The sequence below is a fragment of the Streptomyces sp. NPDC055287 genome, assembly GCF_053646035.1.
The window spans coordinates 41,234-61,061 of sequence record NZ_JBSHNE010000035.1; the positions used below are offsets into that span (position 1 = coordinate 41,234).

The window sequence follows — 19,828 nt, forward strand, 5'->3', positions numbered from 1 at the left end:
CGTCTATGCCATGAGCGCCAGGCGACTCGGGGCCATCGCGGCTACTGATGGTCGGGCTGATCGGCACGGCCCTCGGTGGGCCGGCTCTGACCCGCTCCCGCAGCACTGGCTGACCGCAGCGGAATAGGAGCGCGGCACGCTTCGGGGCAGCCCGAAGAACGATCAGATGCCGTCGAGTACCGGTGCTGTCAAAACTCGTGAACTCTTCGACTCGCTGACCGACGCTGGCTGCCACCCAAACTGGTGCGTAAGTGCGGTCCGTTCTCGCGTACAGAGCCAGACGTCATCTCGACGAACGCAGACGACTGACGTTCCGTCTCATTCAACCGAGTCGTCGCAGGTCAACAGCCCAACGCTTACGGCGGATCGGCGCGGCGGAGCTGGCTCTCCCGAGAGTGGGTGTGTCATCCAATCCAGTCGCCGCAGATCAGGGCTCCGGACCGGGCAGATACAGACGAAATCGGATCCGAGACCACCCGATCGGGGTCGCCTCGCCGACGGCGAGCTACAGCGCCTGCCACGACTGTCAGCAGCCGTTGGTGACGTGCGCGGCAAGCGGGACGGTCAGCCCGCAGGGGCTCGTGCGAGACCTGGCCCTCGTGGCAGATCACCGTCCGGTGGCTGGCCGACGGCGCGATCGTCTCGCACTGCATGGGCTGGGACGACCGGCGCGAACCGTGGCCGACCAGTCGCAGAGGAGAGCCGCCGCAGTCATCCCCCGTTCCGAGACGCGCCTTCAGGCGTTACGGTGCTGCCGGATTGCACGGGCAGCATCACGGTGCTGGGGTTCGAGGCCGCATAGGCGATCTTGTAATCCTCGTAGATGCTTGCCAGCTGTTTCTCCTGTGGGAGTTTGCTGCACTTGGAGAGGTAGGACCCTGCGGCGCGGATGATTGGCTCGAGCAGGATCGCGGAAACGGCCCATAGAGCTGCCATGAAGGCGTCTTCGGCAACGTCAGGCGAGGCTGTGTGTTTGTCGGTTGCTGACCAGATAAGCACCTGCATCAAGATCGCGCCACACTGGAAACCCACCCCCAACCACCAGGCGATCAGCACAGCCGCGGCTAGCCACGAGCGACGCTGTCCTGCCTCCTGGTTCTCCAGTTCGGCCTGGCGGACTGCGTCCAGGTGCTCGTTGGTGAGAGTGCCGTCGCGCAGATGGCGGGCGGCCTGGCGTTTTTGTAACCGCAGTTCCTGGAACGGGGCCGTAAGGCTCTTGGCAAGGTTGGTGACTTGCAGCGTGCCGATGAACATGGCAGCGAGAATGATCGATGAGATGAGGGCGGCGTAGTCGTCGCTCATCGCCCAGTCAGACTTGTTGGTCAGGACGTCCCAGGCTTCCTTGTTGGCGTCCCGGGTGACCCCGCCGGTGATGTACTCCCACCAGCTGTAGTCGTCCTTCATGTAATCGTTTGTCTCACGCCCCATGTGATACATGGCAGCACCCTACTGACTCGCTGCTGTCCCTTGTCAGCGAAGTAGGTCGACGTGTGGAGCCCTGATCTGCGGCGACTGGATTGGCGCAGCCACTTTCGGGAGTGCCAGCTCCGCCGCGCCGATCCGCCGTAAGCGTTGGGCTGTTGACCTGCGACGACTCGGTTGAATGAGACGGAACGTCAGTCGCCTGCGTTCGTTGAGATGAGGACTGGGTTGGATGACAACGGACATCTAGCGCATGATCGTGCACCGCGGCGTCAACGCCGTGGGGCCGTCGCACTCCGGGGGCCGGCAAGGGCTGCGCCAGGCGGGACGTTGCGGTGCTGGAGGTTCTCACGATCGGGCACGTGTGTGGCTCACCGAGGTGATCCAGATGGCCGAGGCCGTCGGGAAAGGGGCGGGCGACGACCGATGAGTTTCTCCATGATCCACAGTCATAGATCATGATTGCTGCACCGCAGCCACGAGGGTGGTCGAAGCGTGCACCGGCCGCACCCGCTGAGAACAGACACGAGACACAGAGGAACCTGAGATGCGTACCCTGATCAGCACCGCCTTCATATCGCTCGACGGCGTCGTGGAAGGCCCGGGAGGCGAGCCCGGCTACCGGAACACGGGGTGGACCTTCAAGGACGTCGACTTCCTCCCCGAGGCATTCGAGATCAAGGGCCGGGAGCAGAAGGAAGCCTCCGCGATCCTGATGGGCCGGACCAGCTACGAGGCGTTCAGCCCGGTGTGGCCCGACATGGAGGACTTCGCCGACTACAAGGTGATGCCGAAGTACGTCGTCTCCACCACCCTCGCCGAGGACGACCTGGTGTCGAACTGGGGCGAGACGACGATCCTGCGCTCGCTCGACGAGGTCGCCGCGCTGAAGGAGACCGAGGGCGGCCCGATCATCGTCCACGGCAGCGCCACCCTGAACCAGGCCCTTTCGGACGCCGGCCTGATCGACCGCTACCACCTGGTCGTCTTCCCACTGCTGCTCGGCGCGGGCAAGCGGCTCTTCAGCGCCACCGACAAGGACACACAGAAGCTGAAGCTCGTCGAGCACGAGGCCTACGCCAACGGCCTCCAGAAGAACGTCTTCGACGTCGTCCGCTGACAAGGCTCCCGCGCTCGCCCCGCCGTCGCGGCACTCGTCCTGGCCAGCACGCGTTGGCTCACCGCGCGGACCATAGGAAGATGGCCGCGACATGGAGCCCGGCCTTGCCGCCTGATCAGAACCGGGCACCAGCCGCCCCGAAGATCCTCGCGTGACTTGAGCTGACAGCACGGGCAAGGCGGGTGTCGGTGACTGCATGGTCTCGTCCGATGTCCGCATGCCGAAGCGCCTGGTCGTAGCGGTCCTGGAATACCTGGCACCGGTCGCGCAGATCGCGGCCGGCCGGGGATGTCCTCCTGGTGGATCAGATCGCTCAGCCGCCGCACTTGCGGGTCGTTCATCACGGCTGTGATCGCTGTCTCCTCCCACCAGGCCCGCCGGCGAGCGTGACGCTCAAGCGCGGCGCGCAGGCGGGCCTGCCGACCATCCAGGTGGGCGGCCGAACGCGGCATCGAGTCCTCCGCCGTCGTCATCCCGCTGCCCAGTCGAGTCCCAGCCCGGCGAGCTGCTCGCGCTGTTCCTCGCTCAGCCCGGCGCGTCTGCTGCGGGTGTTGGACAGCCACACCCCCAGCCGGACAGAGGTACCGTCCGGCAACTCCTCGACATGCCCCCGGGCAACGACGGCCTTCCCTTCCCGTGCCTTGTACTGAGCGAGCGCGGCGACGCCTCGCTCGAACGCCCCACCCGAGGCCCCACCCGAGGCCCGACCCGAGGCCCGGCCTGCGGCCCGGCGGGCCTGGGCGGGGACCTCCGGCTTTTCCGCGGGGCCGATCCCGAGCGTTGCCAGGCGCTCACGCTGCCCGTCCTGCAGCAGGTGCCAGTCGCGCCGCTGGGTGGCCAGCCACCGCCCCAGGTCGATGCCGTGCACGACCGTCCCGGGCTCCACATAGGCCAGCATGCTGCCCGGCGCCGCGAGTTGGGCCAGGGTGGCGTAGGCGCGCTGCCAGTCGATGGGCCAGTCAGGGTTCCAGTCCAGGTCGATCGCGGCCAGCAGCGCCGCACGCCGCTCGGCACGCCGCCGGTCTTTGCCGAGCCCGTTCTTCTTCCGCGCGTTCGCGAGGAACTGCCCGATGGGCCGGTCTATCATCGCCGCTGTGACCGGCGCAGCGAGGGTCCCGTACGTCTCGAAGTACGCCGCCGCCGCCCCCAGGTTCTCCTCCCACGCCTCATCCGCGGGCTCCCACACGATCCCGAGCGCGTCCAGGTCAGCAGCCCGCTTCGCGGGCAGGCCCCCGCCCCGCATGGCCCGCCGCTGATCCGACAGCCACCTGCCCAGCGGGAACCCGCTCTCCTCGTGGTTGTAGGGCACGGAGAGACTGCCCTCCCGTTCCCGGTAGGCGACGGCCGCACGGTGGCCGGCCTTCCAGTGCGCGTTCTCCGGCTCGATCAGGTTGTACTGGACCAACCGCGCCACCAACACCGGGTCCCGATGGGACCCGAACCGCAGCAGCACCCGCTGCTCCTCGCCGTCCTCGTCCTCGGGCGCCTCACCGAGCCAGGACGACGTCTGATGCGTCGTCTGCAGCCCTTCTTGCGGAATGGCCAGCATCTCGACGGCACGTTCATCATGCGCTCGAAGGCCTTTTATCTAGGGGTGGGGTGGGTGTGAGGGATGTTTGTTTGGGTTGTCACCTGCGGGAATGGTCGTGGGGTGATCCGAGGGTGAGGGTGGGGGAGTGGTGGTTACGTTCGGCACGTGGAACGGATCTACGTGGCGGAGCGTGCTGTCTCTCCTGGAACCGGCATAGCGCGGTGGGTGGTTGTCGATGCCCACACCTACGCTCTGCACACGGAAGCGGTCGCCTATCTTGCTTCGCTGCGGGCCCGGGACTGCTCGCCGAATACCGAGCGGGTCTACGCCGGGCGGGTCGCCCTGTACCTGAACTACTGCTTCATGCAGCGGCTGGAGTGGAGGACGCCGGGCTTCCTTGGGCTTGCCGGGCTGCAGCAGTGGCTCATCGAGGCGCCTCTGCCGTCCCGCAGCAATGAGGCCCGGCCGGGCCCGGTCCGGTTCCGTTCGCGGGCGACGGCGAACGCGGTGATGACGGCGGTGGCGGAGTTCCTCCGGTTCGGACACGCGCACGGCTGGGTGCCGGCGTCCACGGCCGGCCTGCTGTCGGAGCCGAGGCTGCTGCGTTTCACTCCGCCCGGTTTCGACACGGGCGAGTGGGGCCGGCGGCGCGAGGTGCAGACGGCCGCGTTCCGGTTCAAGATCGTCGAGCCGGGCTATGAAGACCTCGGCGACGAGCAGATCCGCCGCATGATCGCCATCACGCCCAGAGCGCGGGACCGCTTCCTGATCGCGCTGCTGGCCTGTACCGGGCTGCGGATCGGCGAGGCGCTCGGCCTGCACCGTGGCGACATGCACCTGCTGGCCTCCTCGCGCGCGGTGGGCTGCGGGATCGAGGGCCCGCACGTGCACGTCCGCCGTCGTACCGACAACCCCAACCGTGCTCTGGCGAAGTCCCGCTTCTCCCGTACCGTGCCGGCCACCGCCGACTTGGTCGCGCTCTACACCGACTACCAGTACGAGCGGGACCGGGTGGCCCAGGCAGGCGAGTCGCAGATGGTCTTCGTGAACCTCTTCCGCCCGCCGCTGGGCGGCGCCATGTCGTACCCGAGCACCAAGGAAATGTTCGACCGCCTGGCCCGCACCGCCGCGCATCCCTGCCGCCCGCACATGCTGCGCCACTCGGCGGCGACCCGCTGGCTGCGCGACGGCGTCGACCGGGATGTGGTGCAGCGGCTGCTGGGCCACGCCTCACCGCTGTCCATGGAGAACTACCGCCACGTCGACGACGCCGAAGCACGCGCCGCCGTCGAGCACGTCGACTCTCTGAAGGAACGCCCGTGAGCCTGCCCTCCGTGACCGCACTGGTACCCGCACCACGCGCCGCCGACGGCCCTGACTCCGAGGACGCACGGTGGGTGCCGTGGCTGATGGCCCGTCTGGATCCTGCCTGGCGGCCCACCGAGTGGCGGCCGGACTGCTGGCTGTTCACCGGAAGCGTCCAAGAGCCTCGAAGCTCCGTATCGCTGTGCCGCACGAATGTGTGCGACACGGTGGTCTCACCGGCAGGGATCTTCTGCCCCTTCTGCAAGGAGCAACAGAAGAGGTCGCCCCACCCCGTAGACGAGTTCGCCCGCACCTTCGTGCCCGAACGCAACCGAGTGCCGTCCGGCAGGCTGCCGGAGCAATGCGGCTTCAGCAAGAACGGGCAGCGCTGTGTCCGCCCACGCCACTGCCGGCAGTTGTGCGTCACGCACTACACCCAGTGGAGAACCTTCACCGGCCGCGGCCTGCCCGGCCGCTGGGAGGACACCACCACCCCCTACACCGACACCCCCGCATGCCCGGCACCCGCCTGCCCGCTGCCGGGCCTGAACGGCCGGGGCCTGTGCCGACACCACGCGCAGCGCTTCCGTGAACACCGCCGCTCCCACCCCGATGCCCTGGTAGCTCCATGGGCGGCACAGCAGCCCCCGTACCTCTTCCCGCACCAGTTCAGTCTCCTTCCGCTGCCCGAGCCGTTGCGCTTCGAGGTGCTTTACGGCCTGCAGCAGGCAGAGCAATGGCTGCGGATCTTCGAGCCTCCTCAGGTCCGCCGAATGGTCCGCGACCTGGCCGATACCACCACACTCGTCAGCCCCGTCACCGACGAACAGATGTGCCCGCGCTCCACCGTCGCCGTGCTCAGGCTTCTGACCCGCGTCCGCACCGCGGTCCAGGCCGCTCATGCCGAGTACACAGGAACAGCGCCGGCCAAGGACGACATCCTGGACCTGCGAGCGCTGGGCCAGCGGTCCCGCACACCGGCGGGAATCAGAACTCCCAAGACCGTCGATCTGCGCACGATCCGGCAACGGTGGCTGCGCGACCTGCTGCGGACCTGGACGATCCAGCAACGCCCCGGAGCGGACGAGTTCGGCCGCACGCTGCGCGGGGTGGAGCTCGCTTCCCGGGCCCTCGCGCCCCGCCCGGGCACCGACGACCCCGCACGGCTGCGCTACGACGATGTCACCGCTGTGGTCGAGTCGTTCCGAACCGCGCTCAAGCTGGACGGCGAGCCCGCCGGCTCGGCCTACCGGATGTCCATCGCGAGCCACTTCTTCGCCCTGATCGACTACAGCCGGCGCTCCGGGGCAACCGAAAATCTCTCAGCGGCCTTCGTCCGCGACCCCGCCACCCACCGCATCCAGCAGGAAGAGGCCAACGAGGACGAGACCGGCAAAGCCATCCCGGAACCGGTGATCCGCCAGCTCGACGCCCACCTCGACCTTCTAGGACAGGGAAGGGCCCGAGGCCAGCGCACCCTCGCCCCCACAGACCTGCAACTGATGTACCGCACCCTTTACATCCTGCTCAGGGACACCGGACGGCGGCCCCTGGAAGTCCTCTCCCTGCCCCTCGACTGCCTGGAGACCCGCCACGACCAGATTTCACTCCTCTGGAACAACCACAAGGCCCGCCGCCACCGCAGGCGCCTGCCCATCACCGCACCCACCGCTGACGCCATCCGCACCTGGAAGACCCGACGGGACCAGCTCCAGCCCAGCCTCCCGCCTACCGGCGCCGACTACCTTTTCCCCGCTCTGACCCGCCTCGCCACCCGCCCGTACCTGCACACCAGCTACCTCGGCGAGACCCTGCGCCACTGGGTGGACTCCATCCCCCACCTGCACGGTGAAGGCGCCGACACACACGGCGACCCGCTGCCCTTCGACCGGACCCTCATCTACGCCTACGCATTCCGCCACTCCTACGCACAACGCCACGCAGACGCCGGAACCCCCCTCGACGTCCTGCGTGAACTGATGGACCACAAGTCCGTCAGCACCACCCAGCGCTACTACACCGTCTCCCTCAAACGAAAACGCGACGCCGTCACCAAACTCTCCGCCCACGTCGTCGACAACCACGGCCGGCCCAGCCCTTGCTCCGAGTCAGCCTACGAACTGCGCTCGGTCGCCGTCCCCTACGGCGGATGCACCGAACCCAGCAACGTCAAAGCCGGCGGCAGCTCCTGCCCCATCCGCTTCCAATGCGCAGGCTGCGGCTACTACCGCCCCGACCCCTCCTACCTCACAGCGATCGAACAGCACATCAACGAACTACGCGCCGACCGCGAAACAGCCCAGGCGATGGACGCCGCCGAATTCGTCACCACCGCCCTTACCGCCCAGATCAGCGCCTTCGAGCAGGTCACCGACCGCATGCGCCGCCAACTCGCCGCCCTCCCCGACGCCGAACGCCAGGAGATCGAGGAAGCCAGCGCCGTCCTGCGCAAAGCCCGAGCCGGCACCCACACCCTCCTGCCCCTCACCGTGATCACGAGGACGGACCCGGCATGAATCCCCGTGGAAACGCGCACACCCTGGTCCAGGCCCGCCGCCGCGACAGCCTCGACAAACGCCAGCGCGTCCTCACCGCCCTCACCACTCTGGAACAACAGGGCAAAAAGATCACGCACACCGCGGTCGCCCGCACCGCCGGCGTCTCCACCTGGCTCACCTACACCCAAGGCGTCCGCGAACACATCGAAGCCGCCCAGCAACGCCACCAGCCCAAGGTCTCCCGACCCGCAGACACCCGAACCCCCACCGCGACGCTGCGCACAGAGCTCGAGCTGGCCAGACAAGAGATCCGCGACCTACGGCAAGAACAAGAGCGGATGCGGCAGGCTCTCCGGCATCAGCTTGGACAGCAACTCGACACCCTCGGCACCAAGGATCTGACCGAACGCGTCGACCGGCTCACCCGAGAAAAGCAGAGACTCGAAGACACGCTTCGGCAGACCACCGAAGACAACCACGCACTCCACAGCCGGGTGACGAGCCTCGAGGCAGACCTGAGCGCGGCACGCACCAGCCTCCGACGAATGATCCGAGAAGAGAACAGGAGCTCTTGAAAGGGGTACCTCCCGGCTGCACGGCCCGCACCGTTCGAACTGGCCTCCGGCAACACGTCATGGGGGACGCCCTGAGCCGACTCGCCCCTGGAAACCAGCCCGGGGCACGCTGGAAGGCATGACGAGCGTGCCGGTCGTCGGGCGCTGCTCTTGCAGATCCATGTGCGCTCCCGGCCACCGTCGGCCACCGCTCTGGCCCTCGGCTGCAACAGGAGTTCGCCCACTTGCTCCGGAGGTGACTCCTGGCCCTGGGGCTTCGCACGGAGCCCCTTGCAGAGCGCTCCCGGCCCGTAGGAGGGCAGCACCCAGTCCCGGCAGCCACCGTTCACCGGTCGGCGCTTGCCGGCCTTGCACCGGGGCCCCGGCTTCGGACGCTTGTCGCTACTTTCGGTTCCGGGCGGCCAACGACCGGCCGGCCCCGAGTCCGACCGCTAGGGCCAAAGCGGTCTCGACACTGGTGAACCACCAGATCAAAGCGACGGCCAGAGTCAAGGCGCCGAGCTCGAAGAGTTCCCCCTGCCCTTTCTCCGAAGCAGGGGAAACCCGCTCCCGACGCCCCTTGTCCATCCGCGACAACTGAGCTGCGGCACACACGGCGCACAGCGCTACAGGGAAGAAGGAGTTGACACCCTCGTGCGTGATCGCACGAGCAGAGATTGGGGCAGTCCCGTCGCAAGCACCTCGGGTAACCCCAGTGTGAAGTGCCGCCGCGGTGCCAGCGGAGTGGTGCCGATACTGAGTCAGTGTCAGGCGGATGGCATCGGTCCTTTGAGCTGAGCATCTGTAGATGCCCTCGATGCCATGGCTGTGAGGTCATCGGTGGCGGGGCATGACATTTCTGCTGGACAGCTCGGCGGCACTTCCTATGTGGGCCTATGGGCGCGTGGTTGGTGCCGGCTTTCGTCCGCATGTTTGTACACGCGAGCGCCGGTATGGCGTGAGGAGTCGCGTTGCAGCCGGCTTTCATCAGCCCCGCTGTAGCGGCCTCGGCCTTCCACGCATCTCTGCAAGTGGCAGGATGAGGCAGTCACATGGCTCGGGGGAGAGCCGCACAGCCAGCCTGGGGGCATCGTGGGAATGGAACGTGAGGTGTCGGAAGAACTGTGCCGGCACTGTGGTGAGCCGATCACCCTTGTCAACGACCGTTGGGCCCATGGTCGTCACGGGTTCGGGGGGTGGGGAACGGTCGGATGCAGCGCCTACAGCTTCACCGCACACAGCGACTGGGACCCGCGCCTCACCAAGTCCGAAAAGGCGCAGCCGCGTACTCGCGGACAGCGATTGGGGCGCGAGGAGTTCCCCGCCTGGCCCGGCCTCCAGCAGCAGCGGCGCGAGGCTGAGCGCAAGGAGCGGGAGGCGGCCGCACTGGCGGCGACGCGCTTCACACCGGCCTTGGCCAGGGCCGTGAACGCCGCCGAAGTGGTCGTCGCGGATCCGAGTAACACCACGTTCCGGACCCTGGAGCGTCGCCGTCAGGCAGTGTGCGTGGCCATGGAGCAACAGGCCCGCCGCACGGCCGCCGCCCGTCTCAAGTCCGCCGACATGCGAGGGTCTTCCGCTGCCGAGGACGAACTCAAACGGCTCCTGCAACTCACTCAAGAGCTGTTTCAAGCACTGCGTGCCGCAGAGGAGCTCCTTCCTCCCGAAGAGGCGGTCAAGGCCGCGAAGAGCCGCTACGCCGCGCGCATCGACCAGATCGCGACGGAACGCTACGGCTCCCTTCCCACCAGCGGCGATGGTGCCTATACGGAGCGTCGCGCGCTGGACGCAGCCCGGCGGCGTGTCGAGCAGGCGTAGCGGGAATGTACGCACCTACAAGGATGCTGGCGCACGGGACCGAGTGCAGAGCATTCCAAGCCGGGCTGCCTCGTAGCTCAGGAAGACGCCGGTCTTCTGGTGCCCGGCGATGCCGGCTGCAGGCTAAAGCCACGCACGGCGATCTGGCAACGCTGGACGAAAGGTTGGCCACAGTCGCAGCGCGCATGCAGCGTTCGACCGAAGGGATTGTGGTGACTGCCCCGCAAGACGAGGACATCCTGCCGGGACTTCGCGCGGCGGCCGGGCTTCGTGGTGAGCGCTTGATCGCAGCCACCTATAGGAGGTCACCGCCTGAACTTTCGGGGCCATGACGCCAGGGAGGGGCAGCTGGGGAGGGCCTGTCTACCGCATGGCGGAGGGCGAATCTACTCGCTGCGGATCTCCTGCACAGCGGCGCCGCCGGATGTGGCGGGCCGAAGCTCAACTTCATCCCAAGGATGACCTGTTCGTGTGTATGCCGCTGCGCGCTCGGCCATGATCGCTGCATGAAGCCGGAGACTAGACGCCTCGTCCTTGCCATTGCGGGCACGGTCGCGGCCATCGGATACGTCCTCATCCTGTGGCGTGGACCGTGGTGGATCGACGGTGCCCACCTACGCGAGAAGAACTTGCAGCCGGCCGACGGCGTCGTCATCACCGGCTTCCGGACCATGCTCGTTGCCATCGGAGCCGGGGCGATTGCCGGGCTCGGGCTCTCCTACACACATCGGAACCACCAACACGCCGAGAAACTGTACGAGCACAGCCAGGAGCAGTTCGCCCACGTGCGCGAGAAGGACCGTGAGCAAGTGGAGCTGACGCGCGAGGGGCAGGTTACCGAGCGGTACGTTGCAGCGATCAAGCTGCTCGGGTCCGGCAATCTCCACGAACGGCTCGGCGGCATCTACAGCCTCGAGCGAATCATGAACGACAGCGAGAGAGACCACCAAACAGTCGTCGAGGTCCTGTCGGCATTCGTGCGTACCCCGGCACTGGACAGGAACAGGCCGAACGGAGGGGTAGGAACGGGCGCGGATGAGGAATCTCCGGAAGCGGCAACCAAGCTGCTCGCTCCCGACGTTACGGCGGCCTTGACAGTTCTCGGACGGCAGCCGGTGCGGCGCAGTCTCGTGATGGATTTGCGTGGGGCCTGCCTCATCGGGGCTACCATCCGCGACGCGGACCTGCAGGATGCGAATCTGCAGGGGGTCGACCTCACAGGCGCCCGTTTAGAGAGCGTCGTGCTGGCCGGCGCTCATCTCGCATCGGCAACACTCGCTGGGGCCACATTCTGGGAAGGTGACCTGTCCGGCGCGATCGCCCCGGACGCCAACTTCACCGCAGTCAACGTCGTGGACACGACGTTTACGAGCGCAGTCCTGACGAATGCGATCCTGGTGGGGGCTGATCTCGCGCATGCTGACTTCAGTCATGCCTCCTTGCCCCGCGCCAATCTGACAGGCGCACTCCTCATCAAGGCGGTTCTGAGAGATGTAAGTCTCGCACATGCCGACTTGAGCGGGACGACGCTGGAGGGCGCGGACCTCACAGACGCTGATCTCGTCGGTGCGAAACTTGCGAAAGCAGACCTCACGGGGGCCATACTCAGCGGAGCCAACCTGGCCCACGCAGACCTCACGGACGCCAACCTCACTGCCGCCGATCTCAGTACGGTTCGAGGGCTAAGCGTTCGTCAGCTCATCAAGGCACAGTTCACCAACGACACGGAACTCCCAGCGAAGCTGGCAGATGACCCGAGGGTCAAGAATCGGGCCGACGAGTGTCAAGCAGCCGAGAAAGCCTAGAGAAAGACGTCTCGCGGCGGTGAATGCCTTCTCCCTGTCGACCAACTGACGTAGAGGACGCCCAGCAAGGTCCAAAGAGCGAGGGCGATCGCCTTCCGCGCGAGACGTCAGCTTCGGCATGGACCTAGACCACGACAGCACGTCCGTCAGTCCCTGGCCGCTAACAGTGAGCATTCATGAAGGCCACGCAATGTACGGTAATTCGGCCTGCCTGCGGAGGGGATCTGCCAAGCCAGTAATTGCGGGGCGCAACCCAAGGCTCGGCGACCGTGTGGTCGCGGGTGGGGCAGGGCTGGGACGAGAGCGACCAGCGCAGGTCCATCAATGAAGAGGCCAATTGGCCGCACGGATGTGCCACGACGATCTTGATCCGGAGCTCTGCTGCACGTCGCTCTGGGGGCACGAGGCAGGTGGGCTCAGGCACCTGATGTAGATGCGCCCCGGGCTGTCAGTGTCTGCCTCTACTCTGTTGGTTGGGCGGCGCAGGGGAGAGGACGAACGGCGGTATGGCAGACAAGACGGCACAGGCGGAAGAGCTTTGGCCCCAGATCCTGCAAGCAGTCAAGAATCGGCGACGGTTCACTTGGATTCTGCTGACTCAAAACATGCAGGTGCTCTCTTACGACGGCGTCACTCTGACGCTGAGCGCAACGAACCAGGGCGCATGTGACAACCTCGTCGGTTCAGGTTCTCCCGCCGTGCTCGAGGAAGCGCTTGCCGAGGTCCTCAACACCCGGCCCGCCATCCAGCTTGTAGTGGAGGGGCAGGCACCTTTCGCCCTTCCCCGCTCGCCCCAGGAAGGCACGGCGACGGAAGTGCACGTATCTGTCGCCGTAACGACCTCTGAAGCTTCCGGTCAGTTCGCCACATCGACGCCTCCACTGCATCTCGTCCTGGCTCAAACAGCCTTTCTCATGCACGAGCAAGGCAACAGCCAGGCTGCTGCGCTGCTGGCAGACGTGGAAGATGTAGAGCTGGCCCCTGATAGCAGGTTCGGAGACCTACAGGACGCTGTACTCATCATGCCGCCCTACCTCGTTCCTCGATTCACCGCGGAAGTGACGGCAGCGATCCAGCCGGTGTTCGGCCACGTGGCCAGCCGGCACGGCTTAAGGTCCGCGGCGTCACTGCCGCGCCCGCGCTTCCCGATATCGGTGACGACTGGCGGAAGATACTCCAGGAGAGGTTAGCCAAGGGCGCTGCATCGAATCAGGCGTCGAGGACTCGGGCCCGGGGAGTTGCCCCTGCGCTCAGTAGGGAAGGCTTCGTCTTCGACTCCCGTGAGGAAGTGCTCGTCTACGAGGCGCTGAAGCGTGCGCAGGCGTCCCTGCCCCAGGACTCCACCATCTCCATCTTCCCCTTGCCAATGGGGCGCGTTGGCGTCGGCAACGCCTGGACACCGGACTTCCTCATCACCCTTGCCGGACGGGTAGGGATCATCGAGGTTGACGGGCCCCATCATCAGAAACGCTTCGGCGCGGACACCACGCGCGACCGGCACTGGCGCAACAGTGGTGTCGTCCACATCGAACGCATCCTTGTCGAGGAGACCAGCTCTGACACTGACCTCGACGGCCTCGTCCGGCAGTTCCTCACACGGCTGCGCGAGTACCGCTAAGCAGCGGCGCACTTCCTTGTGGCGGTCTCTGCCGCTTGATCACACCATGCCGAGTCCTGCCGCCTTCCGGGACCAGACCAACTCGCCTGGTGGCTACTACGAGCTGGCCATCGAGGCCGGATCGAGTGATGAAACCCAGCTGCAGGGCCATCCCGAGTGCCCTGTGGTCCGCCGAAGGCGTTCACGGGTGCTTCGGGCAGAGAGACCGTGAACCTGAGGAGCAGGAACCCGTGCCGTGCACGGTTGGCTCGCTGACCGAGTTCGGCCACCTCCACGGTCGAGTCCGTCTGCCGACGGGCCAAGTGGTTGCGTGGCGACAGCGGCGGGGAGCAACGACCGGCTGAACTTGCATTTCCCAGTCGGTGCGCTGGATCGCGCGGGTCCGGCGTACTGGGACGGTCGGTCCCTCTTCAGGTCCGACGTGATGGGCCACTGGCTGGCCGCCATTGGGACCGAAACCTTCAAGCCCGCCCCCTTCATCCTGGGAGTCATCGGCTTCGAGATCTCGGGGTGCACCGACGCATCGATGCTGGCAGGAAGTGCCGCAGACGCGGGACATCGGATACCTGCTTCCCCGGGGCGATGCCCTGCACTACGGCGCAGCCAACACCTGAGTCTTCCTGCTTCGAGGCGGCACGCGTCTGCGGTAGCAGCTAAGGGTTTCAGGCGATGCTGGCGAAGGCGAGGAAGCGGTCGGCTTCACGTTCGTAGCGTCCGTGGAGGCGCCGGCAGTCGGCAAACCAGGCCATAGTGCGCTCGACGGTCCAGCAATGGCAGCCCAGCCGTTGCGAGCATTCAATCCCTTTAGGGGCGATGCGATGGGTGATGCGGCGCTGACGTAGCCGTCGCCACAAGGGGCGTAGGCGTAGCCCTTGTCGCCATGGAGCTTGCCCGCTTTGCGCCGCCTGTGTCCACGGCGGGACCGGATCGGCGGTACGCCCTTCACCATGGCAATCAGAACCTGGCTGTCATGCAGGTTGGCCGCCGAGGTCCCGTCTCAGGTGAGCCGCCCGAACGTCGGCCGGCTCCCGGGTCTACTGAGGGTGACAGTAAGCAAAGGGTCGACGTGCACGAGCAAGTGCGAGTGGGCGTCGTCCGTAGACCCTGGAAGACCATTCTCCTGGACGAGCTGCCAGATTTCCTGCACGCGCTCGGAGGTCAGTCGCAGCTGCGATCGGGGGACTGAAGCCTGGGCCTGTGTGGTGGAGTCGTCCTCGGCGATGAGGAGGTTGCCGTACGCGGCCCAGGCCTGCCCAAAGCGGTCCGGGCGCAGGCCGAAAACAACCTTAAGGATCTGACGTACACGGCTCACATCGGTCACCGTGAGGTAGGCGCCCTGGAGCTGGGTCTCGGGTGGAACTGCCTGCTTTGACTTAGGATCGGTCGAACGGCGGACGGAATGCAGAAGATGCAAGCGCTGCCCGTCTTCGGTGAGAAGCGAGGCCTGACGTGCTGCCCATTGCCCGGAACGGATGTCCTTGTTGGTATCGACTCGGGCAGGGCGCCGGTAAGGAACGTGGATGGTGGTTCCCGGCGCGGCCCCGGCCAGTTGTTCGCCGAACTCGGTGAGGGCTGCTCGGGCCTGCTCTGGCGAGGGCAGTGGTAGGTGCGGTTCGGGGGCCGGGGCCAACAGGTCCTGGGCCAGCGTCACGAGTAGAGGTCGGTCCTGTACGTTGCGCCCGTTTGCACCCAGCCACTCTTGCCCTAGCGCGGCTCCCAGCAGGCTTGCAGTCATGGAGGCAAGGGTGTCGGTGTCAGCGCCCTCCAGGCGGGCCGCGGATGCGAGGGCTTGGTCTGGGCTGGCGGCTGAGCGAGTGGCCAGGTAGGCGGCTGCGACCGCGCACAGGGTGCCGGATCCTCGGTCCTTGCCTGTGAGGCCCTGTGATTTCAGGAAGGCAACCGGTGCGCTGACGGCACCGCCTTTCAAATCTTTGTGGGCCAGCGTGAGGAGGTCTTCTACTTCGCGGCAGGTGTCTAGCCACAGTCGTTCGATGGGCTGGTCGAGCGAATGGGAGGCGTGGCCCTGCCATTCGTCGCCTAGAGCTTGGAAGGTAGGAACGCGCCACTGCGCTGAGTTGTCCAGGAGCGCTTCAATCAGCCAGCCGTAGGAAAGAGGGGTGGGCTGGCGCATGCTCAGCCACAGTGCGTGTGCGTGGACGAGGGCACCGAGGAGTGCTCGGGGGTGGCCGTGAGTGGTTGCGGCATCGCGCACTACATCGACGGCCAGGTCATCGAAACGAGCCTCCGTATGACGGGAGATGACGTGCGGCGCCACCCGCATGGCGGCACCGTTGGCACCAGTGGAGAAGTACTTGCGCGCCTCGTTGGCGCTGGCACTCCACGGAGGGTGTCCTTGGGCCCAGGCCTTGCAGGCACGTTTCACGCTGGCGCCCGCGCCCCGCTCGTAGAACGGAAAGAGTGGCCACTCGACTCGCTGGAGCCAGGCGTTCCACTGATCGCCAGCAGCGAGCCGGGCCCGCCCGACTGCGATGATCATTTGCGTGTCGTCGCTGTAGTCACCGGCTCCGATCACCTCGGCGAACGGCCGAAATCGGCTCCCCGCTGTGCGCTGCCAAGCGACGAACTGGTTTGTGCTGCTGTCTGTCGGCAGTTGACGGGTGCGGTCTCGGCGCTCATGGGGCCATCCCAGCGCATCGCCGACAGCGGCCGCCAGCATCATGCCGATGGCACGATCGAGCCAGGGATGCGGCTGCAATTCTCGGTTCACGGGGCCACTCTGCCAGAGTCGTTTAGGGGAGGAAGGGGAGCTCGGCGGGACGTCGCCCGGCCCGCACGGTTTGGCTCAGCTGATATTTGTTGAAAAGGACAGGCGCAACACTCAATGGCGGCAGTACCGATCCCATCTCGAGATGCCGGGTAAGTCGGTAATGCTCAAGCTCCGCCTGTTCAGCATCCTTCACGATGACTCGGCGCACATGGGCGAGAGGGATCGGTCCAGGGAGGAGAACCTCTGCCTGGTCGTCGGTGGGCCACCAGTCGGGGTGCTGAGGAGTACGGGCTCGCGTGGCGTTCCCGGACACAGAAGCCTCGAACAGAGCCGTGAAGGCGGCAAAGCCGCTACGGATGCCAGTTCCTCGCCCTCGTGCGGCGTTGTACGGGCAGAATTTCGCCCCCGGCAAGGTGAGCAGAGCAGGGTCCAGGTCAAGAATGACCCACTCCCTGAAGTGTGGATCATCGGCCATAGCCCGGTCCAGGTACCACGTATTGGGGTACTCGATGCTGCAGTTGATGTGGTCCGGGAGGCCGTCCAGACGGGCCAGGTCGGTGGGCCGAAACCCTTCGTTGCTCGCCCTCAAGGTCACGGCATCGCGTATCTCGCCTGTGGCCAAGATGTGGGACAAGTTCGCGGACTTGGTGAAGTGGCACAGTCGCGTGATGCCACGGCGCTGCGCCTCGTCCCAGATTTCCGTCATGGCTCAAGTCTAAGGAACAGGTCTGACATCTCGTCGGGTAGAAGCGGCGTCAACGCACCCGAACGCAGCAGGACCAGGTCGGCGCGTGCGCGAGTCACTGCAACGTATAGCTGCCGTGCCTCGCGGGATTTAGCCTCCTCCAGCCCGTGCGACTCGATCTCGGAGGCCTTGGGCAACTCGTCAGCGTCGCAAAGGGGCAGGATCACAGAGTCGAACTCCAGGCCCTTGGCTGCCGAGTAGGTGCCGTAGTACACGCCTGGCCCGTGCGGCCACGTCGTCAGGTCCTTGTGGAGCCGGCTGATTCGGTGGCGCCTATTTAGGTGGCGCAGGAGAGCGCCTTCATGCTCCCGGGTGCGCATGAGCACTGCAACCTGCCGGTCGGCAGCCAAGCCGTTGGCGAACTCTGCTGCACGACGCAGCTGTTCAGCCTTGGTGGGTGCTGTGACGATCGTGGGCAGCGGGCCGTCGGCGGTAGGTGCCTTGGGCTGGACCAGATCAACCTCGTCCCGGAAATGTGGCATGTCAGAGATTGCTTGGGCGAGCCGGGCGACCTGGCGGCTGTTGCGGTAATTCTGCTCGAACTCGACCTGCTTGGGCACCGTCAGGCCCAGCGAGCGCCACGACATACGGCTGCCGTAGATCTGCTGGGCATAATCCCCGAAAAACGAAAGTGAACCGCCGGCTGGGATCGCCGCAGCCAGGGAGCGGATCATCTCGGGTGTGAAGTCCTGGCCCTCGTCCACAACGACGTGTTTGTATCGCCGGGCAGTAGTGTCGGCCTTGAGCGTTGCGAGAACGACCGAGGCTAGATCATCCCAGTCCTGGCTATACCCGGCCTGGGCGCGCAGTTCCGTGTACCGGCGGTAGACGTCGTAGACCACCGCCCGGTCAGCAGGGGCCAAGGCCGTACCTCTGCCAACACGCCGCGCACCGTTGAGATAGGCATCCTGGCTGGTGACGCCGTGACCTGCCATCCAGTGCAGTTCGTCCATGAAGAAGCCCAGCGGTCGGGCCGCCACGGCCCGATGGGTGGTGTTGCGAATCTCAGCCAGAGCCTTGTCGACCAAGGCCTGCTTACTGGAACAGATTGAGACATGCTGCCCAGTCGCGTACCTGAGGTACCCCCGGGCGAACAAGTGGTAGTTCTCTACGGTCAGAAGTGGGCTTTGGGCGCCGATGGAGCGGAGGTAAGTGACGAGCGCCCGGTTGAAAGTGACCAGCAGGGTCTGGCCGCCGATCCCCGGCGCCTCGGATAAGTAGCGGGCGCGGTGTACCGCCATCGTCGTCTTACCGCTCCCAGCCGTGCCGAGGACCACCAGGTGGCCTCGAGCCGTCAGGTACACCACTTCACGCTGCTTGCCCTGCGGCTCTGGAAGTGCCCCCATCGCGTCATTATGACTGGGGACTCGCCCGGAGGGGCCCACTTCACAGAAGATCATGGAGGCGATGACCGGCCGGATTACCCAACCGCGGTCGGCGTGTGGGCGCCCCTAACCACGGCTCTCGACCTGTCCCCTTCGGCAGCGGCCAAGACCACCGCCCGGGCATGTCCGCCCCGGTCACCCGCTGCACCCCACATCGCCGCCGTCGGTGGTCAAATGATGCAGTCGTCCTTGTCGACGGTGCTGTCGAGCTGTCCTGTTGGTGTGTGAAAAGCGCTGAGGCCGACCCGGCAGCGAGCTGCGCTGATGGTGTTGTGGAGAAGGGTGAACAGGTCGGGGCGGATCAGCAGATCTGCTCCCTCGATCGCGGGCAGCAGGGGCTTGTAGTTCCCGTCGTGGACGAGGTGGCCGTGCCATTGGCGGCCGATGAGCGCTTCCCCTCGTGCGTCGCTGAGGCTGAATCCACAGATCCCTGCTGTGGGTTCGAGACCGAGGAGCGCCACGACGGGGGCAGTTGGTGCGAGGACGTAATGAGGCAGGCCCAAGCCTTGTGAAGGGAGGGGCGCGTCGACCAGGGAAGTGTTGCTGGCATCGGTCAGAGCTACGAGGGGTTGGTCGGTGGCCATGATGAGCTGGCCTGCCGCTTTCACTCCGACGAACGAGGCTGCCATTGCCCGGTGTCGCAGCGGGCGTGTCCACAGTTGCCAGGGAGCCCTGCAGACAGGCAGCGAGCCGGCCGGCGCGTCAGCTGCGGAGGCTTCCATTCCGACGACGATCTGTATCTGGCGGGCGGGCTCCTTCGGATACCGGCGCGCTGGAGTGTGCTGCCGCTCGATCAGGCCGATCTGCACCCAACCCGTATGAGGGCCATTGGGCACGCGGGCGAGAGCCATGGCGCCTCCCGGCAGGCATCGCTTGCCCGCGACGGAAGCAAGCCCAAGAGGTGGCCAGGGCCTTTGCTCCTGTCGGCTGTCACTGAACCACGGTGCAGGATCGAGCGACCAGGCTAGTGCTTCGGGGCGGATGAGGGGCCGTGGCACGCGGGCCAGCTCCGCTCGCAGTGCCGCCCGTGGATCGTCGCGCAGTCGTGCGGCAGCGTTGCGTTCAAAAACTTGTGCCTTACTGACCATGTGTCCGGCTTGAGCGAATGCGGCACGTAGCCCTGCCGCAGCTTGCTGGAGTGCGTCTTCGGTGGCGCTTTGATCGGCAAGGTAGGCGTCGGGCCACTGTGTTCTGCTCGGATGAGTACTGACTTCAGCTCGTTGGGGTGAATTGTTGCGAAGTCCCTGTTGGACGTGGGTGGGTGGCTGTATCCGTGGTGTGTGAGATATGCGGATGGGG

14 protein-coding genes and 1 pseudogene are annotated in these 19,828 nt (G+C 66.2%); 8 read left to right on the top strand and 7 right to left on the bottom strand.

Annotation, left to right across the window (positions count from 1 at the left end; genetic code table 11):
* Positions 1 to 711: 711 nt before the first annotated feature.
* Complete coding sequence (locus ACWIHY_RS32900; RefSeq protein WP_454379914.1) at positions 712 to 1,404, bottom strand: hypothetical protein; 693 nt, start codon at positions 1,402 to 1,404, stop codon at positions 712 to 714.
* A 565-nt stretch (positions 1,405 to 1,969) separates the two neighbouring features.
* Here ACWIHY_RS32900 and ACWIHY_RS32905 point away from each other — a divergent pair.
* Positions 1,970 to 2,542 (top strand): dihydrofolate reductase family protein, encoded by a 573-nt coding sequence (locus ACWIHY_RS32905; protein ID WP_454379916.1) that lies wholly within the window; start codon positions 1,970 to 1,972, stop codon positions 2,540 to 2,542.
* 469 nt (positions 2,543 to 3,011) lie between these two features.
* Here ACWIHY_RS32905 and ACWIHY_RS32910 read toward each other — a convergent pair whose 3' ends face one another.
* Positions 3,012 to 4,091, bottom strand: coding sequence for a helicase associated domain-containing protein (locus ACWIHY_RS32910; protein WP_454379918.1), 1,080 nt, complete (start codon positions 4,089 to 4,091; stop codon positions 3,012 to 3,014).
* Between the two features lie 147 nt (positions 4,092 to 4,238).
* Here ACWIHY_RS32910 and ACWIHY_RS32915 point away from each other — a divergent pair, with 147 nt between their 5' ends.
* The 7 genes from ACWIHY_RS32915 to ACWIHY_RS32945 all read left to right on the top strand — a co-directional run bounded on the left by ACWIHY_RS32915 (position 4,239) and on the right by ACWIHY_RS32945 (position 13,671).
* Positions 4,239 to 5,396, top strand: coding sequence for a tyrosine-type recombinase/integrase (locus ACWIHY_RS32915; RefSeq protein WP_454379920.1), 1,158 nt, complete (start codon positions 4,239 to 4,241; stop codon positions 5,394 to 5,396).
* Entirely contained in the window at positions 5,393 to 7,894 is a 2,502-nt protein-coding gene (locus ACWIHY_RS32920) for a tyrosine-type recombinase/integrase (protein ID WP_454379922.1), read from the top strand. Before ACWIHY_RS32915 ends, ACWIHY_RS32920 begins: the two co-directional genes overlap by 4 nt.
* The gene (locus ACWIHY_RS32925) at positions 7,891 to 8,451 is read left to right on the top strand and encodes a DUF6262 family protein (protein ID WP_454379924.1); all 561 of its coding nucleotides are present in this window, start codon (positions 7,891 to 7,893) and stop codon (positions 8,449 to 8,451) included. Before ACWIHY_RS32920 ends, ACWIHY_RS32925 begins: the two co-directional genes overlap by 4 nt.
* Before the next feature lie 1,089 nt (positions 8,452 to 9,540).
* The gene (locus ACWIHY_RS32930) at positions 9,541 to 10,248 is read left to right on the top strand and encodes a hypothetical protein (RefSeq protein WP_454379925.1); all 708 of its coding nucleotides are present in this window, start codon (positions 9,541 to 9,543) and stop codon (positions 10,246 to 10,248) included.
* Positions 10,249 to 10,754: 506 nt separating this feature from the next.
* Complete coding sequence (locus ACWIHY_RS32935; RefSeq protein ID WP_454379927.1) at positions 10,755 to 12,053, top strand: pentapeptide repeat-containing protein; 1,299 nt, start codon at positions 10,755 to 10,757, stop codon at positions 12,051 to 12,053.
* Between the two features lie 506 nt (positions 12,054 to 12,559).
* On the top strand, positions 12,560 to 13,243 hold the full coding sequence (locus ACWIHY_RS32940) for a hypothetical protein (RefSeq protein ID WP_454379929.1): 684 nt from the start codon (positions 12,560 to 12,562) through the stop codon (positions 13,241 to 13,243).
* A 98-nt stretch (positions 13,244 to 13,341) separates the two neighbouring features.
* A complete protein-coding gene (locus ACWIHY_RS32945; RefSeq protein ID WP_454379931.1) occupies positions 13,342 to 13,671 on the top strand; it encodes a hypothetical protein in 330 nt (109 codons plus the stop codon).
* 592 nt (positions 13,672 to 14,263) lie between these two features.
* Here ACWIHY_RS32945 and ACWIHY_RS32950 read toward each other — a convergent pair.
* From ACWIHY_RS32950 to ACWIHY_RS32970, 5 genes and pseudogenes are all read right to left on the bottom strand, one after another.
* Positions 14,264 to 14,665 (bottom strand): annotated as a pseudogene (locus tag ACWIHY_RS32950) (IS5/IS1182 family transposase); the annotation flags it as partial.
* 3 nt (positions 14,666 to 14,668) lie between these two features.
* On the bottom strand, positions 14,669 to 16,399 hold the full coding sequence (locus ACWIHY_RS32955) for an ADP-ribosylglycohydrolase family protein (protein WP_454379933.1): 1,731 nt from the start codon (positions 16,397 to 16,399) through the stop codon (positions 14,669 to 14,671).
* A gap of 22 nt (positions 16,400 to 16,421) precedes the next feature.
* The gene (locus ACWIHY_RS32960) at positions 16,422 to 17,105 is read right to left on the bottom strand and encodes a DarT ssDNA thymidine ADP-ribosyltransferase family protein (RefSeq protein WP_454379934.1); all 684 of its coding nucleotides are present in this window, start codon (positions 17,103 to 17,105) and stop codon (positions 16,422 to 16,424) included.
* Positions 17,102 to 18,490, bottom strand: coding sequence for a UvrD-helicase domain-containing protein (locus ACWIHY_RS32965; protein WP_454379936.1), 1,389 nt, complete (start codon positions 18,488 to 18,490; stop codon positions 17,102 to 17,104). The genes ACWIHY_RS32960 and ACWIHY_RS32965 overlap by 4 nt, the downstream gene beginning before the upstream one ends.
* Positions 18,491 to 18,699: 209 nt before the next feature.
* A complete protein-coding gene (locus ACWIHY_RS32970) occupies positions 18,700 to 19,380 on the bottom strand; it encodes a hypothetical protein (protein WP_454379938.1) in 681 nt (226 codons plus the stop codon).
* Positions 19,381 to 19,828 lie beyond the last annotated feature (448 nt).

Coding starts and splice junctions, on each gene's coding strand:
- ACWIHY_RS32925 (WP_454379924.1), top strand. CDS start 7,891: ATGAATCCCCGTGGAAACGCGCACACCCTGGTCCAGGCCCGCCGCCGC.
- ACWIHY_RS32900 (WP_454379914.1), bottom strand. CDS start 1,404: ATGAAGGACGACTACAGCTGGTGGGAGTACATCACCGGCGGGGTCACC.
- ACWIHY_RS32965 (WP_454379936.1), bottom strand. CDS start 18,490: ATGGGGGCACTTCCAGAGCCGCAGGGCAAGCAGCGTGAAGTGGTGTAC.
- ACWIHY_RS32905 (WP_454379916.1), top strand. CDS start 1,970: ATGCGTACCCTGATCAGCACCGCCTTCATATCGCTCGACGGCGTCGTG.
- ACWIHY_RS32935 (WP_454379927.1), top strand. CDS start 10,755: ATGAAGCCGGAGACTAGACGCCTCGTCCTTGCCATTGCGGGCACGGTC.
- ACWIHY_RS32940 (WP_454379929.1), top strand. CDS start 12,560: ATGGCAGACAAGACGGCACAGGCGGAAGAGCTTTGGCCCCAGATCCTG.
- ACWIHY_RS32970 (WP_454379938.1), bottom strand. CDS start 19,380: ATGGCTCTCGCCCGCGTGCCCAATGGCCCTCATACGGGTTGGGTGCAG.
- ACWIHY_RS32960 (WP_454379934.1), bottom strand. CDS start 17,105: ATGACGGAAATCTGGGACGAGGCGCAGCGCCGTGGCATCACGCGACTG.
- ACWIHY_RS32910 (WP_454379918.1), bottom strand. CDS start 4,091: ATGCTGGCCATTCCGCAAGAAGGGCTGCAGACGACGCATCAGACGTCG.